Below are 21,719 nucleotides of genomic sequence, written 5' to 3'. Positions count from 1 at the left end.
CCTGATTACTTGGCCACCTCGACTCGGGGCAGGGCCTTCAACTGATCCTTGGTGTAGCCCTTCAGGACCAGCTTGTCTTCGCCAGATTGAGTGATTTCCTGGTAAGGGATGGCGACATCGCGTTCGCCCATGCCCAGGAAGCCGCCGGCACCGACAATGAAGTAGGCCGCCTTGCCATCGGACGCGAGGACAACGTCATTCACATCGCCGATCTTCTCGTCATTCTCGTTGACAATGGGCTTGCCCATGATGCTGTCTTTGACGCTCCAGCCACTGATTGCCTCGGTCGGCTCGGCTTGGGGCGCTGCGCCGTCGGCACCCATACCCGGGGCCGCAGGCGCTGCGCTGCCGGCGCCCATGCCGGGGGTTGCGGGTGCGGCGCCAGTCGCGGGAGGCGTGGTGGGTGCCGGTGTCGCCGTGCCCGGTGTCGTAGCTGCGCCACCGGCGCCGGCTCCGGCGCCCGGTGTTGTAGTCTGCGCAAAGGCCGCGGTGCCAAGAGCCAGGGGGAAGGTGCATACAGCGATAGCAACGAATTTTTTCATAGTGATCTCCAGGTAATCGACCAAATTGGGTCACAAGGCCGACAGCAATCGGCGTGCCACACATGTATTTTTGTCTGGCGGGCACGCTTCTTGCTCTGTACCCGGCGGAACCTGGCAGCTCGCTGCCGTTCTCATTTAATAAGGGGTAAATAGATGAAAACGACTCAACGACTCGCAAGCAGCGCCGTCATTGTCACTGTGCTGATCAGCCTGAGTGCTTGCAGCGGTATGTCGCGGCAAGGAAAGAACACCGCCATCGGGGCCGGGGTGGGTGCTGTCGGCGGCGCCGTGTTGACCGGTGGTAGCACGCTGGGCACTTTAGGCGGAGCGGCAGTGGGCGGCGTAGTCGGCCACGAAGCCAGCAAATAATACAAACACTAATCTCTCTACTAAGAAAGGAAGGCCCTATGCTTTATACCGTCGCAGTAATACTTCTTGTTCTATGGCTACTCGGCCTGGTCACGTCCTACACCATAGGCGGCTTCATACACATTCTTATTGTGGTCGCCGTGGTGCTGGTTCTGGTGCGGCTTATTAGCGGTCGTGGCGTCTAGCGCTGCGACGCATCAGTATCCATCCGGTACGCCGGATGGATACTAAGCTCCAGAAAGCAGGCGAGCGCGCTGGGCAATCTTTGCCCGCCCGCCGCAAGTGCCCGTCCTGTAAGGACTTCTTTGAGTAGTGCTGATCTTATCCGCGGACTTGTCCACAGAGGCAGTGGATAAGCAGGTAGAATTTCCTGTTGGTCTTAACAGGATAATTGCACGGTGGAAACCCTAGCCGCTATGCGGGCCCAGATGCCTGCCCTCGAATATCTCGCGTTCAACCTGATTGTCGCGATCGTTACGCTGGTCGTGGGCTGGGCGCTGTCTTCCCTGGCTGGGCGCGGCGTGCGCAAGTTGGCGGGCCGCTCTGCGCGAGTCGACCCCACTATAGTGCCGATGTTGTATACGGTCACGGTATGGTCGATACGCGTCTTCGTCCTGATCGCCGTCCTGGCGAGGTTTGGCGTTCAGACGGCCAGCATCATCACTGTGCTTGGGGCAGCCGGACTGGCCATCGGCTTGGCCTTGCAAGGCACCCTGCAGAACATTGCCGCCGGGATCATGTTGCTGGCACTGCGGCCGTTACGAGCCGGTGAATATATTTCGGTCGTTGGAAAAGGCGATGGCACCGTAGCCGAGGTTGGCTTGTTCCTGACCCGTTTGATTCAGTTCGACGGCGTGCATTTGACTTTGCCCAATAGCCTCGTATGGAACAACCCCATCATCAATTACAGCCGCAATGCGACACGTCGCCTGGACGTCGAGGTCGCCGTGCGCTATGGCGACGACCTGGAGCTGGCTTTACGCGAACTGGCCGCCTTGATCGAATCGCATCAATATGTGCTGCCTACGCCCAAGCCCGAAGTTATGGTGATCGACTACCGGGAAAGCACCACTATCGTCAATATGCGGGTCTGGGTCGCTTCCGCGAATTACTGGACCTTGCGTTTTGACCTCTATCGCAATGCCATGCAGGCCTTGGCGCGCGCCGGTTTGAAAATGCCGATACCCGTCAGCGAAATCCATGCCGCCGTGCCCATTGTGGAAGCTAGCAAGTAACCGGCATCAGCTCACTCAGCCCCGCACGGATCAGGCCGGCGATTTCGCGCTGACGCGCCACGGGCATACGTTCAGTAATGGCGGTTACGCTGATGGCCAGCCTGGGGTCTCCCTTTGCGTCGCACAAGGCGCAACCGACTCCCAGCGCGCCACGCACGGCATAGTTGCCCACCACCGAATAGCCCCGACTGCGTGTGTTCTGCACCAGTTGACGCATCTCGCGCGTGGTCATGCCGCCATATTGCTCCAGTTCCATGTTGTTATGCACGATGATCTGTTCGACCTTGGCGTCGTCCAGCGCCGCCAGCAGCGCCATGCCGCCGGACCCCACGCCCAGGGGCTGCCGCTTCCCAGCGAAGGTGGCCAGTATCTGAACGGGGTAGGGCCCGATTTCGCGCCAAAGGCTCAGCGACTCGTAACCGTCACGTACGACCAGGAAGACAGCATCACCGGTGGTTGCGGCCAACTGCTGCATGACTGGCAAGGCCAGCGCGATCCGTGGGTCTTCATCGTGCTGGCGTAGCGTCCCGGCATGGACTGCCTTGAACCGCTTGCTGGCCGGTACGGTCCGGGCAAAACCACTTTCGACGAGCGCCGCAAGTAGACGATAAACCGTGGGTCGTTGCAGGCCGGTGACGCGGGACAGGTCGGTGATGTTCAGGCCCACCTCGCTGTGTTCCTGCAAGGCCCGCAGCACCAGCAGGCCCCGTCTGAGCGTGCGCGGTCCGGCTTGCTGTTTATCGTCATCATTAAGCGGCGTAGTGTCCATGGCGTGTACGTAAGTGTTGGAGAAAATCGGAATGTCGTTAAAAATTGGTGCTCAATTATAGAGATGTCCATGTCGTGGACATAAACAGGAGGACGACAATGTTTACCCCATCATTCAAGTTATCGGGACGAATCAAGACTGCGCTGACCATGGCGTTATGTGCCGGTGCCCTGGGCTTTGCGCCGGCGGCGTCGGCCCAGTACCCCGAGCAGCCCATCCGCATGATTGTCGGATTCTCGGCTGGCGGTACCACCGATGTCGTGGCCCGCATCGTTGGCAAGGAAATCGGCGACTTGCTCGGTCAGCCCGTGGTGGTCGAGAATCGCCCCGGCGCCGGCAGCAACATTGCCACGGATATGGTGGCCAGGGCTGCGCCGGATGGCTACACCATTTACATGGTGGCGGTTACCAGTGCCATTAATCAAACGCTGTACAAGAACCTGACCTTTGACTTGGTCAAGGATTTCGCCCCGGTAGCCCTAGCTGTGCGCGTACCCAACGTGCTGGTCGTCAACCCCGAGGTGCCGGTCAAGACCGTCAAAGAGTTGGTCGATTACGCCAAGGCGAATCCTGGCGAACTGAATTTCGCATCGTCCGGTAGCGGTACATCCATACACATGGCTGGCGAGCTGTTCAAACAGCGGGCCGGTATTGATGTGACCCATATTCCCTACAAGGGCAGCGCGCCGGCCACCACAGACCTGATCGGCGGCCAGGTGGACTATATGTTCGACAACATGCCATCATCCTGGCCGCATGTGGCCGGCGGAAAGCTGCGCGCCTTGGCGGTGACCACAGCAGAGCGATCCGAGACGGCACCCGACCTTCCCACCATGCAGGAATCCGGTTTTGAGAATTTCGACGTATCGTCCTGGTTCGGCGTGATTGCACCCAAGGGCACGCCCGACGAAGCCATTACCAAGCTGAACAAGGCCATGCTGACTGCACTGGCCAAACCTGAAGTCAAAGAGCGTCTGGCCAAACTGGGCGCTGTACCTGCCAATACGACGCCGGCTCAGTTTGGCGACTTCATCAAGTCTGAAGTCAACAGCTGGGCAGAAGTCGTCAAGGCATCGGGTGCCACGGTCGACTAAGCAGGCAATGGCATGATCAACAAGATCTTTGGCAGCATGGAAGAGGCATTGGCCGATGTGGCTGATGGTTCTTCCGTCATGGTGGGCGGCTTCGGCCTGGCGGGACAGCCGCGCGAATTAATCGACGCCTTGCTCGATCAGGGCGCCAAAGATCTGGTCATCATCAATAACAATGCAGGCAATGGCGACACGGGCCTGGCCGCGCTGCTGGCCGCCGGCCGGGTTCGCAAGATGGTCTGTTCGTTTCCCAGGCAGGTTGATTCGCATGTTTTTGATCGCCTGTATCGGGCGGGCAAGATAGAACTTGAACTCGTGCCGCAGGGCAATCTGGCTGAACGCATCCGCGCCGCCGGCGCTGGCATAGGTGGGTTCTACACCCCGACGGGGGCGGGTACTCCGCTGGCCGAAGGCAAAGAGCAGCGCCACATTCATGGGCGCGACTACATACTGGAATATCCGCTGCATGCAGACTATGCGCTTATCAAGGCTTTGCATGCGGATCGTTGGGGCAACCTGGTGTACCGGAAAACCGCGCGCAACTTCGGGCCCATCATGGCCACGGCGGCGCGGGTTGCGGTGGTCCAGGTCGAAGACGTGGTGGAGCTTGGAACGCTGGACCCCGAAGCTATCGTTACGCCGGGGCTTTTCGTGCAGCGTGTCGTAAGGGTGGGGGGGCAGGCATGAGCCGCTTGAACCGAGATCATATGGCGGCGCGCGTGGCGCGAGATATTCCCGACGGCAGCGTTGTGAACCTGGGAATAGGCTTGCCAACCAAAGTTGCCAACTATTTGCCTGCCGACCGCGAAATCATGCTGCACAGCGAGAACGGCGTCATTGGCATGGGGCCCGCCCCGGCCGAGGGTGCCGAAGACCCCGACCTCATCAACGCCGGCAAGCAGGCAGTTACCCTGCTGCCTGGTGGCGCCTATTTTCATCATGCCGATTCTTTTGCCATGATGCGAGGTGGCCACCTGGACATTTGCGTGCTGGGGGCGTTTCAAGTGTCGCGCCGGGGCGACCTGGCTAACTGGCATACCGGCCAGCCCGACGCCATACCGGCTGTAGGCGGAGCCATGGATCTGGCTATCGGCGCGCGTTCGGTTTATGTGCTGATGGAGCTGCTGACGCGTGAAGGGCGCAGCAAGCTGGTGGAGCAGTGTACTTATCCGCTGACCGGCGTGGCGTGTGTCACGCGGGTGTATACCGATATGGCCATCTTCGGTCTGAACGATGGCCATATCGTCTTGCTGGAAGATTTTTCCGGCCTGGGTGCGCAAGGCCTTTCCGACCTTATCGCGATGCCCGTCAAGGACGCTTAGCCTGGCGGGCTGTCTTGATCATGGCGGTGCAAAGTCCGCGCATCATGTCGACTTCATCGTGTGTCATTGCTATACGACTGAACAGATGCTTCATGCGCGGCACCAGCCTCTTGGGGTGTCCGGGGTCCAGAAAGCCCACCTCGGTAATGGCTTGCTCCCAGTGTGCCAGCAGGGCGTGCACTTTTTCATTGGGCGCCAGCTCGGCACCAGGGTCCAGGCGCCCATCCGTTGCGGGCAATAGGGGCATTCCAGCGGCCTTGGCAAGCGCATAGCGCAGTTCCCAGGCCGCCAATTGCAGGGCCTGCGAAACATTCAGAGAACTGTACTCGGGGTTGGCCGGTATGTGACAGACCCGTTGGCACAGGGCGATGTCTTCGTTGGTCAGTCCGGAGCGCTCGGTACCCAGCACGATGGCGACCAGGCCTGATTGTTCCTGGATGTGCCGACAGCTGTCTTCGGCTGCCACCCGGATGTCGCAGGCGGGCGGGCCCAACACGCGCGCGCGGGCTGTCAATGCAAATGCCAGGGTGACAGGGGCCAAAGCCTGGGCCAGATCGGGCACAATTTGTACAGATGCCAGAACGTCCGTGGCGCCGCTGGCCAGTGCCAGGGCATCGGGATGGTCCAGCACATCCGGGAAGCGCGGGGCGACCAGGCACAGGTCATGAAAGCCCATGGTCTTGATGGCGCGTGCCGCCGCACCGACGTTTCCCGGGTGGCTGGGGTGCACCATGATGAAGCGCACACGGGCGAACGCGCCGGTCGTTTCAGGTGAAATCGTGTGAGTCATTTAAAATAGACGTTTATTGTGTTGATTGCCGGGCATTTGTTGCCCCAGAAATGCCCCGATTTTCGTGGCGCCTGGCATAGACTCTATGTTTACTACGGAATTTTATGCACCCGATGCTCAATACCGCCATCAAGGCGGCACGCCGTGCCGGCACGATTATCAATCGTGCCAGCCTCGACCTGGAACGCCTGCAAGTGGCGCGCAAAGGGCCCAAAGATTATGTCACGGAAGTGGACCACGCCGCTGAAGAAGCCATTATTGATGTCCTGCGCACCGCCTATCCCGGCCATGGCTTCCTGGGCGAGGAATCCGGCACGCACCTGGCAGCGGGGCAAGCCGATAACGAGCAGGCCGAATTCCAATGGATTATCGACCCCCTGGACGGCACCACCAACTTCATACATGGCCTGCCCTTGTATGCCATCTCTATTGCGCTGGCGCATCGCGGGCAGGTAACCCAGGCCGTGGTCTACGACCCATCGCGCAACGAGCTGTTTACGGCCAGCCGGGGGGCGGTGCCTTCCTGAACGACAGGCGCGTGCGCGTGTCGGGGCAGTTGCGCTTTCATGATGCCTTGCTTGGGGCGCATGTTCCCGGATCGGCAGCGGGCGGCGCCAAGAATGCAAAGTTTGCCACGATGCTGTCAGAGTGCGCAGCAGCCCGTCGCCTGGGCTCCACCGTACTGGACCTGGCGTATGTGGCGGCTGGCCGTCTGGACGGTTTTTGTGGCGTCAACCTTAAGCCCTGGGACATGGCGGCAGCTGGCTTGCTGATACTTGAGGCAGGTGGCTTGATTGCCGATTTCGATGGTGAGCAGACCTGGATGAAAAGCGGCAGCGTACTGGCCGCCACACCCAAGCTGTTTCCCCAAATGCTGGCTTACGTACAGGACTAAATCCTTTTGGCGGAGCTTACACTGGATTGGATGCAGGACCCCTCGGCATGGGTGGGCCTGCTTACCTTGGTCATACTCGAGATTGTGCTGGGTATCGACAATCTCATTTTTATCGCGATTCTTGTCGAGAAGCTGCCGCCAGCCCAGCGCGACCGCGCCCGCGTAATCGGCCTGTCGCTGGCCTTGATCATGCGCCTGGCCTTGCTGTCGGTAATGTCCTGGCTGATCAAGCTGACAAAACCGCTGTTTTACCTGGGGCCCCTGGATTTTTCCGGCCGGGATCTCATACTGATCGTCGGCGGTTTCTTCCTGCTGTTCAAGGGCACGCTAGAGCTTCATGAACGTGTGGAAGGGCGTGCCGCCCATGTTTCCGGTGCCAGATTGCATGCCGGCTTCTGGGTCATCGTCACCCAGATCGTCATCCTGGACGCGGTCTTCTCCATCGACGCGGTCATTACAGCCGTGGGCATGGTCGAAGAACTCACGATCATGATGCTGGCCGTCATCATTGCCATAGGCATGATGCTGGTCGCCTCCAAGCCCCTGACGCGTTTTGTCAATGCCCATCCCACCGTGGTCATCCTTTGCCTAGGGTTCCTGCTGACTATCGGTTTTTCGCTATTGGCCGAGGGCTTCGGCTTTGCCGTTCCCAAGGGCTATCTCTACGCGGCCATTACGTTCTCGGTCATGATAGAAACCTTGAACCAGCTTGCACGCCGCAATCTGCGCAAGGCTGACTCACGTCGGCCCCTACGCGAGCGCACGGCCGAAGGCGTGTTGCGCATGCTGGGCAAACGGCCGCTAGCCGGCCCCGAGCAGCCCCAGGTCGTCGAGGGACAGCCCCAGGTGTTTGGTGACGAAGAACGCAATATGGTCAGCGGGGTATTAACCCTGGCCGATCGATCCATCCATTCCATCATGACGCCGCGTACCGATGTGTCATGGATAGACCTGGACGACGACCCGGCCGAGCTGCGCGAGCAGATCATCAAGACGCCGCACAGTTTCTTTCCCGTGTGCCGTGGGTCGCTGGACGAAGTCATCGGTATTGGCCGGGCCAAAGAAATGATCGCCGACCTCATCACTCACGGAAATATCCGTCTGTCGCGGCTGCGCGACCCGCTGATCGTGCATGAGTCCATTGGTGTCTTGCGCCTGATGGACACCTTGAAGCGATCACGCGGACAGCTGGTACTGATTACCGACGAATTTGGCGCCATCGAAGGCGTGGTCACGCCTATCGATGTTTTCGAGGCCATCGCGGGGGAATTCCCCGATGAAGACGAAACGCCCGACATCACCATTCAGGGCGCCAACCAGTGGCAAGCTGACGGGGCAGCCGACCTGCATCATCTGGAACTGCTGCTGGAAATCGATGGCCTGGTGGATGACGATGAGGGCTATTCCACGCTGGCTGGCTATCTGCTGGAACGTTTTGGCCACCTGCCGCGGCCTGGCGACAGTTGCGAGCTGCGTCAGGATCATGCCACCTTCCGCTTCACCGTGTTGCGCCTGGATGGTCGGCGCATCGCCACGGTACAAATCGAGCGCCTGTATCCACAGGACGACGAAAGCAATAACGAGTCGACATGACGGACAACACCTGGTTTATGCTCAAGGCCCTTTTTCTGGGGCTGGTCGAAGGGTTTACCGAATTTATTCCTGTTTCCAGTACCGCGCACCTACTGCTCATTGGCGACTGGATCAACTTTTCTTCAAGCAACGATAAAGTCTTTGAAGTGGTGATCCAGTTCGGATCCATCATGGCTGTCATGTGGATCTTCCGTGCCCGCTTATGGCAGTTGTTTGCGGGCGTGCTGCGCGGAGAGCGCAGCGAGGTGCTGTTTACCCGAAATTTGCTGATTGCCTTTCTGCCGGCTGCCGTGATCGGTGCGGTGATGATCAAATACATCAAGGCGCTATTTCATAGCCCTGCGGTGTTTGTCGTGACCCTGATACTGGGCGGGCTCGTGATGCTATGGGTGGAACGCAAGCCTCAGTACGCCAAGAATCTCAATGCCGAGCAAGCGGATGCAGGCGCGGAAGACGACAGTATGGCCAGCCGCAATGCCACCGCAAGATCTCTGGAAGAAATCACCTGGCGGCAGGCGCTGGTCGTGGGCTTCGCGCAATGTCTGGCCATGGTGCCGGGCACATCGCGATCGGGCGCCACCATCATCAGTGGGATGATCGCTGGCATACAGCGCAAGACCGCGACTGAATTTTCCTTCTTCCTGGCCATGCCTACCATGCTGGCCGCCACGGTTTACGATCTGTATCGCAATAGCGGCGCGCTGGACAGTACGCAGGCGACTGCCATCGTGGTCGGCTTCGCGGCCGCCTTCTTCAGCGCTTTGCTGGTTGTCAGAGCCGTCCTCCGCTTCGTTTCGCGGCGCACCTACCGGCCCTTCGCCTGGTACAGAATCGGTTTGGGCATTGTTGTGGCAATGTGGTTGGTGTGGCGCTGACATTCCGTTAGAATCCGTTACTTGAATTCGATGGAGCGAGAGACCATGGCCGAGGAGTGCTGTCCGACCAATTTAAGGAACATATCGCATTTCGAGGCGGCCGTGCGCCGCTTTCGCAGCGATCACTACCAGCGTTCGCCAGAGCTTATGCACGCCTTGTCCACCAAGGGACAAGCCCCCGCAACCTTGATCATTGCCTGCAGCGACTCGCGCGTCGACACCGGGGTGCTGCTATCGGCGCAACCTGGCGAACTGTTCACGGTGCGCAACGTGGCCAATCTTGTACCGCCATATTTGCAAGGTTCCGGGCTGCACGGAACCGGCGCGGCCATCGAATATGCCGTGCGCGACCTCAAGGTCGATCACATCATCGTGTTGGGTCACGCGCAGTGTGGCGGTATCAAAGCCATGCTGGGTATGGCCGAAGGCCACTTGCCTGACCGCGATTTCGTCGGCGAGTGGGTGTCGATGGCCATGAACGCCACCGAGCTCTACCTGAATGCCGACAAACCCGAAGAGCGGCAGAAGGTATCGCTGGCGCTGCTTAAAGACAACCCCGGCCTGGCCGAGCGCGCCGCCGTGACCGGGTCACTGCACAACTTGCTGACTTATCCGTGGATCAAGGAACGTGTCGAGGCAGGCACACTGGCCTTGCATGGCTGGTGGTTCGATATTGAAACCGGTGATCTGTGGCGGACCGAGCCGGGCACCATGCAGTTGTTGCCCATTGACTGACGGCTACGTGTCGCAGCAGGGGCGATGACGCATGCGTAAACCCGATTTCATCGTCTATTGGATCAACGACCGCCTGCCCGTTCCCACGGCATTGGGTTTGGTGCTGCAGCAGATGGCGTTTCTGGGCGCCTTGCTGGTGGTGCCCAACCTGTTTCTCCACGAAACGGGTTTTCATCTGGCGTCCAACAGTTTTCTGGACGTTGCTGCGGCTTCGCTGATCGCCAGTGCCTTGTCGATACTGTTGCAGATATTGAACCGCTGGGGCATCGGATCGGGCTATTACTATCCCTTGCAGGCCACCCCTACCGTATTCGCGGTCATGTTCCTTGCCAGCAGCCACCCGGGTGGTTTGCCCTTGGCATACGGCATGGTATGCATCGTCGGCTTGACCCAGTTGGTCTTCAGCGCCGTTATCGTTCGCCTGCGCAGCATCTTCACCGTCGAGATTGCGGGCCTCATGGTAATGCTGACGGGGGTCAGCATCGGGCAAATAGGACTGAAATTACTGTTCGACCCGGGCGATGGCGCCGGCGCGACCAATCTCGAACTGATCGCGGCCGCCTTTACGTTGTTCGTCATGGTGTTTTGCCATATCTGGCTGAAATCCCGCTTGCGCCTGTTCGCGGCGCTGTTCGGGCTGCTGGGCGGCAGCATGCTGGCCGGTGTGCTGGGCCTGATCCCGGCGCAAAGCCTTACCTATATTTCCGCTGCTCCCTGGTTGCGCGTGCCCACACTACCGGCTTTCGGCTGGGAGTTCGACATGGGTCTGGTGTTGCCCTATATCCTTATCGGGCTGACGTTTTCCCTGATCTCCATCGGCACACAGACGGTGGCCCAGCGCACTGCGGATGTGGACTGGCATCGGCCCGATCTGCATGCTTATGGCCGCGGCCTGCGCGCAGAGGGCCTGACCCACATACTGGCTTCTTTCATCAACGCCATGCCGCAGTCGGCCAGCGGCGGAGCGGTGGGGTTGGCTGCAACTTCAGGTTCCGCCAGCCGCTATCTGGGTTATTGGGTGGCGGGATTTCTGGTTATCACGGCGTTCTGTTCCAAGCTGATCATCTTGTGGCTGGTCGTGCCAGGGCCGGTCATCTCTGCGTTGCTGCTGTACCTGGCTGCCTTCCTGCTGATGGCGGGATTGAAGCTGGTGGCTTCGCGCATGTTGGACGACAGGCGCTCCCTGGCCCTGGGCGTGGGGCTGATAGTCGGCGTGTCGCATCGCTATATTGTGGCGGGACTGGAGTATGCGCCCCTGGCCGGTTTCATGGATCTGGCTGGTGTCACCAATGGCACGCTGGTGGCTCTGGCCTTGACCATGCTGTTCCGCCTGGGCTCATCCCGCCGTACGACGCAGCGCTTCAAGGTGGACGCCACGACAGCCGACGATCTGAACCTGTTCATGGAAAACCAGGGACGCCTGTGGGGCGCAAGGCGCGATGCCGTACAGCGTGCAGAACAAGCGGTATGGCAAGCCTTTGATCTGCTGGCCCACAGCGGTCGGATAGCTCAGGAAGAGCCGGAACTTGAAGTCAGGACGCGCTTCGATGAATATGCCTTGCGCGTCAGTTTTTCATACAAGGGCCAGGCCCTGCCCGCGCCGCGTGATGCAGCGCCTTCTGCCGTTGAATTGATGGACGACCCGGAAGCCACTGCCCACATGACTTCTTATCTATTGAGCCGCCTGGCTCGCCGGGTACAGGTACGTCAGCGAGGCGAAGCCGCGGGGCTTCAACTTAATTTCGACGCTTGAACCAAATGCGGGCCCGTAGCATCGACGGCCAGCCACCCACCGCGCGGGGTGTCGCCGTGATCGTAATCCCAGTCGGGTAGTACATAACGGCGGCGCTCGCGTCCGCCCACTGTCAGTCGGTGCAGTTGCGGCCGGTGGGTATGGCCGTGAACCATGATGTCGGCGTCTGTGCCTGAAAAAGCCTGCTCTATGGCCGATGGACTGACGTCCATGATTTCCATGGCTTTATGGCGATTGGACGCCATGCTGCGCTTGCGGGCGAAGTCGGCTATGCCGCGCCTGAAGGAAAGGCTGAGGCGCAGAAAAAGCCACTGCACGGCAGGGCAGCGCACAAGGCGCCGGAAGCGCTGATAGCTTTTGTCGGCAAGACAGTATTCGTCGCCGTGCGACAGCAGGATGGGGCCGGCATCGGTGGCCAGGCATACTTGGTCCGGCAGTAGCTGCGCGCCAACGTGGCCCGCCAGCGCACGTCCGATCAGGAAGTCGCGGTTGCCGCGGCCCAGCCATAACGGTATTTTTTCAGAGACGTGCCCCAGTTCTGTCAGGGTCTCCGCCAACCAGGGTGGCGGCGCCGAGAGCGCCACGTCGTCACCTATCCAGGCATCGAAAATGTCGCCGCACAAGATCAAGGCATCCGCCTGCGCGGATGCCTTGATCAGGAAGCGGTGAAACGCCTGGGCGGTGGCAGGAGTGTCGGGCCCCAGATGGATGTCCGAGGCGATCCAGACCCTGCCCGGCAGTTCAAGCTTATTCAACGACCGTGGCTTTCTCGATCAGTACGTCTTCGACTGGCACGTCTTGGTGGAAGCCCTTGTTGCCTGTCTTGACCGACTTGATCTGGTCGACGACATCGGTGCCGTCGACAACTTTGCCGAACACGGCGTAACCCCAGCCATTCGGAGTGGGGGATGTGAAGTTCAGGAAATCGTTGTCGGCAACGTTGATGAAGAACTGTGCCGTGGCCGAATGCGGGTCGGCAGTACGAGCCATGGCCAAAGTGTACTTGTCGTTCTTGAGGCCGTTGTTGGCTTCGTTCTCGACAGGGGCGTGGGTTGGCTTCTGCTTCATGGCGACATCGAAGCCGCCGCCCTGCACCATGAAGTTATTGATGACGCGGTGAAAAACCGTGCCGTCGTAAAAGCCTTCCTTGACATAGGCCAGGAAGCTTTCGACCGTCTTGGGCGCTTTGTCAGCGTAGAGTTCGATCAGGATGTCGCCCTGGCTTGTTTGCAGTTTGACTTGAGGGTTGGTTGTGCTCATGGATTTACCTTGATTAGGAGTGGATGAGGCCGCCTGCGCGGCGCTGCCCATGCACAGGGCAAGCGACATTGCGCAGACCAGGCTGAACGCGCGTGACCACAGGCCGTGCGCGCAAGTAGGGGTAGTGTTGGAATTCATGTGGTTTCGCTGACTTAGTTACGGAGGATGTCGGCCGTTGCGGCGGCCTTGGATGATGCCGGGGCGACCCCCAGCCGTGCTGCGTCCTGAAAGGATGCGCGAGCCAGCATAAGTTGGACTTCGCCCAGATTGGCGCGTGCCGTCGCATAATTGGGGTTGGCGGCCAGCGACATGTTCAGGGCGTCTTGTGCCATGTGCAGTTTGCCTTGCCTGACGTATTCGGCCGCAAGGTTGTTCCAGGGCTCGGGCAGCTCGGGATACAGCGTGGTCATGTCGCGATAGATTTCGATGGCCTCGTTATGGCGGCCCAGGGCAGATAGCGCGCGGCCGTGCAAAAACAGCAACTGCACATCGGTACCCATTGCGCCTTGTTCCTGCAGTTGTGCGCTGCGTTGTTGAATGATGCGCAAGGCCTCTTCGTTCTGGCCTTCGTCGAGCATCTTGCTGATGCGCTCTGTAATTTGGGCCGAGGTAAGCGGGATGTCGGTGTCGATGGACGGTGTCAGGGCTTCGAGCAGCGTGGCCAGCCCTTTCCAGCCTTTTTCTTCCGGGGCGGCGTCGTCAAACAGTTTGCCGTCGCTGGGGCCCTTGCTTGAAAAACTTACGCCCAGGAGCGCTGTGGCCATGCTGGGGGCGTCTGGACCCGGGTTCAGCGAGGAGGTAAGATCGACGTGCGGCACCAGGCCTGCAACATCGGTCTGGGCATGGACGGACGATATCGACAGCCAGCCTGTGAACAGCACAATGGCCACGACAGGACTAAAAATTCGAACCACAGGCTTGCACCTATTTATAAGGGTTGTATTGCGGGTATAGCGTCCATCTGGAACGACGTCAGGCCATGCGGCGCGCGGCGCCGGTGTGGTCGGCTTGCTATACTTATCGACCACCATTTTAGCCTTGCTTGCCGGCTCGCGCCGAGTTTACCGCAACCGGGCCTGTATTGATCAGGCCCGTAATCGTATTTACTGACAAGAAATTTACTTGCACATGCTGCACATTTATAACACCCTTTCGCGCGCCAAAGAGCCTCTGAAAACCGTAGAGCCCGGGCAGGTCCGCATGTATGTTTGCGGCATGACCGTCTACGATTTTTGTCATCTTGGGCATGCACGCATGCTGGTGAGCTTTGACGTGGTGCAGCGGTGGCTGCGTTGCAGCGGCTATCAAGTCAACTATGTGCGCAACATTACCGATATCGACGACAAAATCATACGCCGCGCCGTGCAAAGCGGGCGGCGCATGAACGAAGTCACTTCGTTCTATATCGATGCCATGCATGCCGACGAGCAGGCGCTGGGGGTGGCAGCGCCCGACGCCGAGCCGCGGGCCACCGAGCACGTGGGCGAGATGCTGGGCATTATCAAGCTATTGGAAGACAAGGGCCTGGCCTACCAGTCCGACGATGGCGACGTCAATTACGCCGTGCGCGAGTTTCCCGGTTACGGCAAGCTGTCGGGCAAGTCGCTGGACGACTTGCGGGCGGGCGAACGCGTGGCCGTCGCATCAGCCAAGCGCGACCCGCTGGACTTTGTGTTGTGGAAATCCGCCAAGGCCGACGAGCCGCCCGAGTCCAAGTGGGATTCTCCCTACGGCATGGGGCGCCCTGGCTGGCATATTGAATGCTCTGCCATGAGCAAGGCCTTGTTGGACCTGCCGCTGGATATCCACGGCGGCGGCCCCGACCTGAAGTTCCCGCATCACGAGAACGAGATCGCCCAAACCGAGGGCGCTTTCGGCGGAAGCCTGGCGTCCATCTGGATGCATTGCGGTCCGCTTATGGTCGATGCCGACAAAATGTCCAAGTCGCTGGGTAACTTTCGCACCATACGTGCAACCGTTGCGGCCGATGCCGGCTTGCCCGACGATCAGGCACGCTACGAGGCGAACCCGCGCGAGGCCGAAATGCTGCGATTCTTTATTGTGCGCAATCATTACCGCAGTCCACAAAACTATGCGCCCGACAACCTGCTGGATGCGCAAAATGCGCTGGACCGCCTCTACCAGACGCTGCACAATGTTCCGGCAGAGCCCATCGAAATCGATTGGAGCGCACCGGCAGCACGCGCCTTTCGCGAGGCCATGGACGACGACTTCAATACGGCTGGCGCGGTGGCGGTTCTGTTCGAGCTGTCCACTGAGGCCAACCGTACCGGCTCTGCCACAACGGCCGGCCTGCTACGCAGCTTGGGCGGGGTACTGGGCCTGCTGCAAGCAGACCCGGCCCGCTATCTGCAATCGCCCAGCCGCTATCAACGCTCCGGCAGCGCGGATACCGTCTTGTCCGGCGAACAGATCGAGGCCTTGATCCAGGCGCGCGCCGATGCCAAGCAGCAGCGCAATTTTGCCGAAGCCGACCGCATACGCAGCGAACTGCAAGCGGCCGGCGTCGAGCTGGAAGATAAGGCGGGCGGCGTCACGCAGTGGCGACGGGCCTAAGGAAGGGGAGGGGAATGTCAGACAGTCCAGCGGTATCGCGCGAGAAACCCGAGTTCTGGGACGAGGCGTCGACGCAGTTAATGGGTCGGGATCGCATCCTGAAAAAACTCATCCCTCGTCATCGCTCCGAGTGGCTGGCGCCCTCGGCGTCTCCCTTCGTTACCCTGGCGCGAGCCATTGTCGGCCAACAGATCTCCATACGCTCCGCCGATGCCATGTGGCAGCGCTTTACCGATGCTTGCGGACGCAACCCCACGCCGCGCGCCGTCATGGCGCTGGCGGCGGAAGACATCCGGCTTTGCGGCTTGTCCAAGCGCAAATCCGAATACATCCTGGACCTGGCGACGCACTTTGCCGAAAAGAAGGTAAAGCCTGCGGCCTGGGACGCGATGGACGATGAAGCGGTCATTGCCGACCTTTGCGCAATACGCGGAATCGGTCGCTGGACTGCCGAGATGTTCTTGATCTTTAACCTTCAGCGGCCAGACATCCTGCCGCTGGATGATGCCAGCCTGCTCAAGGCAATTTCGTTACACTACTTTAGCGGTGAGCCTGTGTCGCGCTTCGAAGCGCGCGAGGTCGCTCAGGCGTGGGCGCCTTGGCGTACGGTCGCCACCTGGTATCTATGGCGCAGCCTGGATCCGGCATCCGTACAGTACTGAACAGCCCGAACGCTCTACTCTGGAACCAAGCTCTTATGCGTAATACCTTCCTGGAATTTGAACAGCCCCTGGCCGAACTCGAGAACAAGATCGAGGAGCTGCGTTTCGTGCAAACGGATTCCGCCGTCGATATCTCTGAAGAGGTGGGTCGGCTGCAGCAAAAGAACCAGGCTTTGGCAAAAAGCATCTATTCCAAGCTTACGCCCTGGCAAACCGCCCTGGTGGCACGGCACCCGCAGCGACCCTATACGCTGGACTATGTGCGCGAGGTCTTCACCGACTTCCACGAGCTGCACGGCGACCGCATGTATGCCGATGACCTGGCCATTGTCGGCGGGTTGGCGCGCTTCAATGGCACGCCTTGCATGGTGATCGGGCACCAAAAAGGACGCGACACCAAGGAACGCGCCATGCGTAACTTCGGCATGCCGCGACCCGAAGGCTATCGCAAGGCGCTGCGCCTGATGCGGCTTGCCGAAAAATTCCAATTGCCGGTTTTTACCTTTGTCGATACGCCGGGCGCCTACCCGGGCATAGGCGCCGAAGAGCGCGGCCAGTCCGAAGCCATCGGGCATAACCTGTATGCCATGGCCGAACTGAGGGTGCCTATTATTGCGACCATCATCGGCGAGGGCGGCTCGGGTGGGGCCCTGGCAATCGCGGTTGGCGACGTGGTGATGATGCTGCAATATTCCACCTATGCCGTCATCTCGCCCGAGGGTTGCGCGTCCATCCTGTGGCGTAGCGCCGAGAAAGCCTCGACCGCAGCAGAGGCCTTGGCCATTACCGCGCCAAGGCTGAAAGAGCTGGGCCTGATCGACCGCATCGTCAACGAGCCCGTCGGTGGCGCCCATCGCGACCCGGTCGTCATGGCCCGCCAACTAAGCCGGGCACTTGCCGATTCGCTGCGCCAGGTGTCCGGCATGTCGGCCGACCAACTTATCGAGCACCGCCTGCAACGCCTGATGTCCTACGGCCGCTTCCAGGAAGTGCGCTAAACCGGCGCCATGCCCCAGTCGGCCTTCTTGCGGCCCGCCTTGTCGGCGCCCATGGTGCAAGCCTTAGACGCTGCGCTGGGCGCCTTGCCTGAAGTGCCGTCCTGCCTGGCCGTCGCACTAAGCGGGGGTGCCGATTCTGCCATGCTGGCCGTGCATGCCGCCGCGTACGCGCGCGAACGCGGGCTGGAACTTCATTGCTTTCATATCCATCACGGCCTTCAGGCGCCTGCCGACCGCTGGCGGGCGCATGTGCACGACCTTGCGCAAGGGCTGCGGCTTCCTTGCCACAGCCTGAGGGTCCAGGTGACGGGCGCCGCTAACGATGGCATGGAATCCGCCGCGCGCGATGCCCGCTACCGGGCTTTTTCGCAGTTGGCTGCGGTAACAGGGGTGCAGCATCTGTTGCTGGCACATCACCGCAATGATCAGGCAGAAACGGTGCTGTTGCGGCTGTTGCGCGGCGCCGGCCCAACCGGGCTTGCCGCTATGGCGCCCAGCATGCGGCGCGACGGACTGACTTATCTGCGCCCCTGGCTGGACATAGCTCGGGCCGACATCCTGGCGCAGGCGACAGCGTTCGAGGCGGCAACAGGCTGGGCGCCCGTACACGACCCCACCAATGCCGACGATACCTACACCCGAGCCGCCGTGCGTGAACGCCTCGTGCCCGATCTGGACGAGCGCTGGCCTGGCTGGCAGGCCACCTTGCTGCGCCATGCCAGGCAAAGCGCTGAAGTGGCGCAGATCCTGGATGAGGTGGCTGCGCAAGACTTCGCCGGACTGGATCCTGGGGAGGATGGGCGCAGCTTCTTGCTGGCCCTGTGGCGGCTTTTGTCGACCGCGCGCCAAGCCCTGGTGCTGCGGTATTGGCTGGGCCGGCTAGGGCAGCGCATGCCCACCGATGCACGCTTGCAGGACCTGATGCGTCAGTTACGCACCTTGCATGCGCTGGGCCATGACAGGCAGATGCAAGTCAAGCATGGAGCGGCGGTCATACGATGCACACGCGGCCGGGTCATGCTTGATGTGCCCGCCGTGCCTCAAAACGAGCTTCTCGAAAAACGTTAAAATGCTTCGTTTTGCGCCACTTTCGCGCAGGCTTTTCGCAATTTAACGCAGAGTAAACGATGTCCCTGATTGTTCAGAAGTACGGCGGCACCTCCATGGGATCGGTCGAACGCATCCAGAACGTAGCGCGCCGCGTTGCGAAATGGCACGCGGCCGGCCACCAGGTTGTGGTGGTTCCCTCGGCCATGTCCGGAGAAACCAACCGCTTGCTGGGCCTAGCCAAAGAGATTTCCCCGCAGCCCGATGCGCGTGAGCTTGACATGTTGGCAGCCACGGGCGAACAGGCCAGCAGTGCCTTGCTGGCCATGGCGTTGATGTCGCAAGGCGTCTCCGCCCGCAGCTATGCCGGCTGGCAGGTTCCCGTCCGTACCGATTCATCCTTCAACCGGGCGCGCATACTGTCTATCGACGACGCACGCATCCAGGGCGATCTTGACGCCGGGCGCGTCGTGATCGTGACCGGTTTCCAGGGCGTTGACGACGATGGCAACATCACGACACTGGGGCGTGGCGGGTCAGACACTTCGGCCGTGGCCGTTGCCGCCGCCATGAAGGCAGACGAGTGCCTGATTTTTACCGACGTGGACGGCGTGTACACCACTGATCCACGCGTCGTGCCTGAGGCGCGCCGCATGAATGTCGTGTCATTCGAGGAAATGCTGGAGATGGCCTCGCTGGGCTCTAAAGTCTTGCAGATCCGCTCGGTGGAATTCGCCGGAAAGTACCAAGTACCCGTGCGCGTATTGTCGTCGCTTACCGATCCCTTGCTGCCCGTCGAAGAAGAGATGGTTTCGGGCACCCTAATTACTTTCGAGGAAGATCAGAAAATGGAACGTGCCGTTGTATCGGGCATCGCCTTCAGCCGTGACGAAGCCAAAGTAACCTTGCTGGCCGTCCCCGACACCCCGGGCGTGGCTTACTCCATCCTTGGCCCGGTTGCCGCCGCCAATATCGATGTAGACATGATCCTGCAGAACCAGTCGGTAGCCGGCACCACCGACTTCTCGTTCACTGTAAACCGCAACGACTTCGCCCGTACGCTGGACCTGCTCAAGTCGCAGATCGGCCCCGCCGTGGGCGCGGCCGATATCGTCTCGGACGACAAGGTCTGCAAGGTGTCCATCGTTGGCATCGGCATGCGTAGCCATGTGGGCGTAGCCAGCCTGATGTTCCGCACTCTGTCGGAAGAGGGCATCAACATCCAGATGATCAGCACCAGCGAGATCAAGACCTCCGTCATCATCAACGACAAGTACATGGAACTGGCCGTACGAGCGCTGCATAAAGCCTTCGAACTGGATCAGGACAAGACTCAGGCTCCCGCCTGATTGCTGTAGCGGCCGTCTTCCGCAAGGAAGGCGCCGCGATAGGGCCAAATTTGGCTCTGCCGGCCGAAATCACCGTTTTATCGTGATAGAATGGCGGCCTATTTCCGGAGACGTGGCCGAGAGGTTGAAGGTACTCCCCTGCTAAGGGAGCATACGGCTTATACCCGTATCGAGGGTTCGAATCCCTCCGTCTCCGCCAGTATTTGACAAGCTAAGGCCCTGTTTTTTACAGGGCTTTTGCTTTTCTGGCTTCTTCGTACTGCGGTTCTACTGCGGAATTCGCAAAAAGTGCCTGGTCTACGGCAGCTAAATGGCACTACCAATAACCTAGTACCTTCCACCAGACACCGCCGACGGTGACCCAGATCAGCAAGTTCACAACGCTCATTATGAATCCGGCCCGCCACCATTCGCCCAAGGTGACGTAGTTGGAGCCGAAGATCACCGGTGAGGTGCCGGTGGCGTAGTGGGTGAGGGTCATCATGATGGAGGAAGTTGCCGCCATTATCAGCACAAACGGCATGGGTGGAGCGCCCAAGGCCAGACCCACGACGAGGAAGGCGCCCATCATTGCAGTGATATGCGCGGTGGTGCTGGCAAAGAAGTAGTGCGAGTACAGGAAGACCAGTACCAGCAGAGCGCTGGCTCCTTGCCAGCCCATACCTGTCCCGGCGATGATGTCGCGCATGGTGCTGGAGAACCAGGCTATCACGCCTAACTGGTTGAGCTGCCCCGCCATCATTACCAGCGCACCGAACCAGATAAGGGTATCCCAGGCGGTCTTTTCGCCCAGTATGTCCTGCCAGGTGAGTACGCCGGTGAGCAACAGGATCGACAGGCCGATAAACGCGGTGGTAGTGGCGTCCAGCTGGAAAACCGGGCCGAGAAGACGCATCGGGATATCTGCCCAGAGCAGCAGCAGAATCAAGAACACGCCGAGGGTGATCTTTTCGTTTCGGGAGATGGATCCCAGTGCCGTCAGCCGATTCCGGGCAAAGGTAGTGGCATCAGGTGTATTTTTGATCTCGGGAGGATAGATCAGATACAGGATCAGCGGCATAAGTGCGAGCGCCACCAGACCCGGCAGCAGCATGGCCAGTGCCCAGGTGGTCCAACTCAGGCTGATAGCGGCTCCGGTGGCTTCGGCGATCAGCCGGACAGTCAGCGGATTGGGCGCGGTGGCAGTGATGAACATGGCCGAGGTGATGGGGTTGGCATGGTAGTTCACCAAGGCCAGGTATTTACCGATCTTACCGGTGCTATTGGCTTGCGGGGTGGAGCCGAAGCTGTGGGCGATCGACAGCATGATCGGGTGGATAATCCCGCCACCACGGGCGGTATTGCTGGGTGTGACCGGCGCGAGGATCAGTTCCGACAGCGCCAGGCTGTAACCTATCCCTAACGTATGCTTGCCAAACAACGAGATGGCGTAATAACCGATGCGAGCGCCCAAGCCGGTTTTGGTCAGACTGCGTGAGATCATCACGGCGACGGCGATCAGCCAGATCAGTGGGCTGCTGAAGCTGCTCAGGGCATCCCTGATCGCCTCACCGGGATCATTACTGGTCACATGGCTGGCCGCTACCAGCACAATGGCGATCATTGACAGGCCACCCAGTGGCATCGCCTTGCCGATGATTGCAGCAATGGTGCCGATAAACATCGCTAGCATCAACCAACCCTGATTGGACACCTCGGCGGGCTGGGGCAATAACCAGACTCCCAGACCAATGGCAATAGCAATCAGGGCCGATACTGGGCGCAAATCGGACGTGTGTTCTGGTTTTTGGGGCATGCCTTGCACTCCGCTGATATCTGTAGTTGATTCTGGGCCTGTATCGTGGGGTAGATGAGCGA

Annotated in this window: 22 protein-coding genes, 1 tRNA gene and 1 pseudogene; 17 read left to right on the top strand and 7 right to left on the bottom strand. The window is 60.1% G+C overall.

The features are described from left to right. Positions 1–5: 5 nt before the first annotated feature. Positions 6–542: a PRC-barrel domain-containing protein gene (locus tag CKA81_RS08625; protein ID WP_128354946.1), complete on the bottom strand. Its 537-nt coding sequence runs from the start codon at positions 540–542 to the stop codon at positions 6–8. Positions 543–695: 153 nt separating this feature from the next. Between CKA81_RS08625 and CKA81_RS08620 the strand changes: the two genes are divergently transcribed. The 3 genes from CKA81_RS08620 (at position 696) to CKA81_RS08610 (ending at position 2,146) form a co-directional block, all read left to right on the top strand. Further along, positions 696–911 (top strand): glycine zipper 2TM domain-containing protein, encoded by a 216-nt coding sequence (locus tag CKA81_RS08620; RefSeq protein ID WP_128354945.1) that lies wholly within the window; start codon positions 696–698, stop codon positions 909–911. Positions 912–949: 38 nt separating this feature from the next. Continuing rightward, positions 950–1,096 (top strand): lmo0937 family membrane protein, encoded by a 147-nt coding sequence (locus tag CKA81_RS08615; protein ID WP_128354944.1) that lies wholly within the window; start codon positions 950–952, stop codon positions 1,094–1,096. 231 nt (positions 1,097–1,327) lie between these two features. Then, positions 1,328–2,146: a mechanosensitive ion channel family protein gene (locus tag CKA81_RS08610; RefSeq protein ID WP_128356703.1), complete on the top strand. Its 819-nt coding sequence runs from the start codon at positions 1,328–1,330 to the stop codon at positions 2,144–2,146. On the opposite strand, the gene CKA81_RS08605 is transcribed toward CKA81_RS08610, so the two are convergent. Continuing rightward, complete coding sequence (locus CKA81_RS08605; RefSeq protein ID WP_128354943.1) at positions 2,136–2,915, bottom strand: IclR family transcriptional regulator; 780 nt, start codon at positions 2,913–2,915, stop codon at positions 2,136–2,138. The genes CKA81_RS08610 and CKA81_RS08605 overlap by 11 nt on opposite strands. Positions 2,916–3,064: 149 nt before the next feature. On the opposite strand from CKA81_RS08605, the gene CKA81_RS08600 reads away from it, so the two are divergent. The 3 genes from CKA81_RS08600 to CKA81_RS08590 are packed head-to-tail and all read left to right on the top strand — an operon-like array spanning position 3,065 to position 5,328. Further along, entirely contained in the window at positions 3,065–4,009 is a 945-nt protein-coding gene (locus CKA81_RS08600; protein WP_128356701.1) for a Bug family tripartite tricarboxylate transporter substrate binding protein, read from the top strand. A gap of 12 nt (positions 4,010–4,021) precedes the next feature. Beyond that, the gene (locus CKA81_RS08595; protein ID WP_128354942.1) at positions 4,022–4,693 is read left to right on the top strand and encodes a 3-oxoacid CoA-transferase subunit A; all 672 of its coding nucleotides are present in this window, start codon (positions 4,022–4,024) and stop codon (positions 4,691–4,693) included. Further along, on the top strand, positions 4,690–5,328 hold the full coding sequence (locus CKA81_RS08590) for a 3-oxoacid CoA-transferase subunit B (RefSeq protein WP_128354941.1): 639 nt from the start codon (positions 4,690–4,692) through the stop codon (positions 5,326–5,328). Before CKA81_RS08595 ends, CKA81_RS08590 begins: the two co-directional genes overlap by 4 nt. Here CKA81_RS08590 and CKA81_RS08585 read toward each other — a convergent pair. Continuing rightward, entirely contained in the window at positions 5,315–6,118 is an 804-nt protein-coding gene (locus tag CKA81_RS08585) for an RNA methyltransferase (protein ID WP_128354940.1), read from the bottom strand. The two genes, CKA81_RS08590 and CKA81_RS08585, sit on opposite strands and share 14 nt — an antisense overlap. Positions 6,119–6,222: 104 nt before the next feature. Between CKA81_RS08585 and CKA81_RS08580 the strand changes: the two are divergent. The 5 genes and pseudogenes from CKA81_RS08580 to CKA81_RS08560 all read left to right on the top strand — a co-directional run bounded on the left by CKA81_RS08580 (position 6,223) and on the right by CKA81_RS08560 (position 11,969). After that, positions 6,223–7,013 (top strand): annotated as a pseudogene (locus tag CKA81_RS08580) (inositol monophosphatase family protein). Positions 7,014–7,034: 21 nt separating this feature from the next. Next, positions 7,035–8,606, top strand: a complete 1,572-nt coding sequence (locus CKA81_RS08575; RefSeq protein ID WP_128356699.1) for a TerC family protein — start codon at positions 7,035–7,037, stop codon at positions 8,604–8,606. After that, on the top strand, positions 8,603–9,481 hold the full coding sequence (locus CKA81_RS08570) for an undecaprenyl-diphosphate phosphatase (protein WP_128354939.1): 879 nt from the start codon (positions 8,603–8,605) through the stop codon (positions 9,479–9,481). Before CKA81_RS08575 ends, CKA81_RS08570 begins: the two co-directional genes overlap by 4 nt. A 30-nt stretch (positions 9,482–9,511) precedes the next feature. Then, positions 9,512–10,216 carry a carbonic anhydrase gene (locus tag CKA81_RS08565; protein WP_228255843.1) on the top strand — a complete coding sequence of 235 codons (705 nt, stop codon included), beginning with the start codon at positions 9,512–9,514 and terminating at the stop codon, positions 10,214–10,216. Between the two features lie 31 nt (positions 10,217–10,247). After that, positions 10,248–11,969, top strand: coding sequence for a solute carrier family 23 protein (locus CKA81_RS08560; RefSeq protein WP_128354938.1), 1,722 nt, complete (start codon positions 10,248–10,250; stop codon positions 11,967–11,969). Here the strand turns inward: CKA81_RS08560 and CKA81_RS08555 are convergent. The 3 genes from CKA81_RS08555 to CKA81_RS08545 all read right to left on the bottom strand — a co-directional run bounded on the left by CKA81_RS08555 (position 11,948) and on the right by CKA81_RS08545 (position 14,143). Next, complete coding sequence (locus tag CKA81_RS08555) at positions 11,948–12,724, bottom strand: UDP-2,3-diacylglucosamine diphosphatase (RefSeq protein WP_128354937.1); 777 nt, start codon at positions 12,722–12,724, stop codon at positions 11,948–11,950. The two genes, CKA81_RS08560 and CKA81_RS08555, sit on opposite strands and share 22 nt — an antisense overlap. After that, positions 12,717–13,280 (bottom strand): peptidylprolyl isomerase, encoded by a 564-nt coding sequence (locus tag CKA81_RS08550; RefSeq protein WP_180015053.1) that lies wholly within the window; start codon positions 13,278–13,280, stop codon positions 12,717–12,719. The genes CKA81_RS08555 and CKA81_RS08550 overlap by 8 nt, the downstream gene beginning before the upstream one ends. Before the next feature lie 101 nt (positions 13,281–13,381). Beyond that, positions 13,382–14,143: a tetratricopeptide repeat protein gene (locus CKA81_RS08545; RefSeq protein ID WP_228255683.1), complete on the bottom strand. Its 762-nt coding sequence runs from the start codon at positions 14,141–14,143 to the stop codon at positions 13,382–13,384. Positions 14,144–14,357: 214 nt separating this feature from the next. Between CKA81_RS08545 and cysS the strand changes: the two genes are divergently transcribed. The 6 genes from cysS to CKA81_RS08515 all read left to right on the top strand — a co-directional run bounded on the left by cysS (position 14,358) and on the right by CKA81_RS08515 (position 20,061). Then, complete coding sequence (gene cysS, locus CKA81_RS08540; RefSeq protein ID WP_128354934.1) at positions 14,358–15,806, top strand: cysteine--tRNA ligase; 1,449 nt, start codon at positions 14,358–14,360, stop codon at positions 15,804–15,806. A gap of 14 nt (positions 15,807–15,820) precedes the next feature. After that, positions 15,821–16,468, top strand: coding sequence for a DNA-3-methyladenine glycosylase family protein (locus tag CKA81_RS08535; RefSeq protein ID WP_128354933.1), 648 nt, complete (start codon positions 15,821–15,823; stop codon positions 16,466–16,468). Between the two features lie 35 nt (positions 16,469–16,503). Continuing rightward, entirely contained in the window at positions 16,504–17,466 is a 963-nt protein-coding gene (locus tag CKA81_RS08530) for an acetyl-CoA carboxylase carboxyltransferase subunit alpha (protein WP_128354932.1), read from the top strand. 9 nt (positions 17,467–17,475) lie between these two features. Further along, the gene (tilS, locus tag CKA81_RS08525) at positions 17,476–18,534 is read left to right on the top strand and encodes a tRNA lysidine(34) synthetase TilS (protein WP_128354931.1); all 1,059 of its coding nucleotides are present in this window, start codon (positions 17,476–17,478) and stop codon (positions 18,532–18,534) included. A 59-nt stretch (positions 18,535–18,593) separates the two neighbouring features. Continuing rightward, positions 18,594–19,862 (top strand): aspartate kinase, encoded by a 1,269-nt coding sequence (locus CKA81_RS08520; RefSeq protein ID WP_128354930.1) that lies wholly within the window; start codon positions 18,594–18,596, stop codon positions 19,860–19,862. A 106-nt stretch (positions 19,863–19,968) separates the two neighbouring features. Next, positions 19,969–20,061, top strand: a tRNA-Ser gene (locus tag CKA81_RS08515). Between the two features lie 117 nt (positions 20,062–20,178). On the opposite strand, the gene CKA81_RS08510 is transcribed toward CKA81_RS08515, so the two are convergent. After that, on the bottom strand, positions 20,179–21,657 hold the full coding sequence (locus tag CKA81_RS08510; protein WP_128354929.1) for a DASS family sodium-coupled anion symporter: 1,479 nt from the start codon (positions 21,655–21,657) through the stop codon (positions 20,179–20,181). Between the last annotated feature and the right edge of the window lie 62 nt (positions 21,658–21,719).

The sequence above is a fragment of the Pollutimonas thiosulfatoxidans genome (assembly GCF_004022565.1).
In the GTDB taxonomy this organism is placed as follows: domain Bacteria; phylum Pseudomonadota; class Gammaproteobacteria; order Burkholderiales; family Burkholderiaceae_B; genus Pusillimonas_D; species Pusillimonas_D thiosulfatoxidans.
The sequence above is the reverse complement of the archived record's forward strand: the minus strand, read 5'-3'. Positions and strand labels throughout refer to the sequence as shown.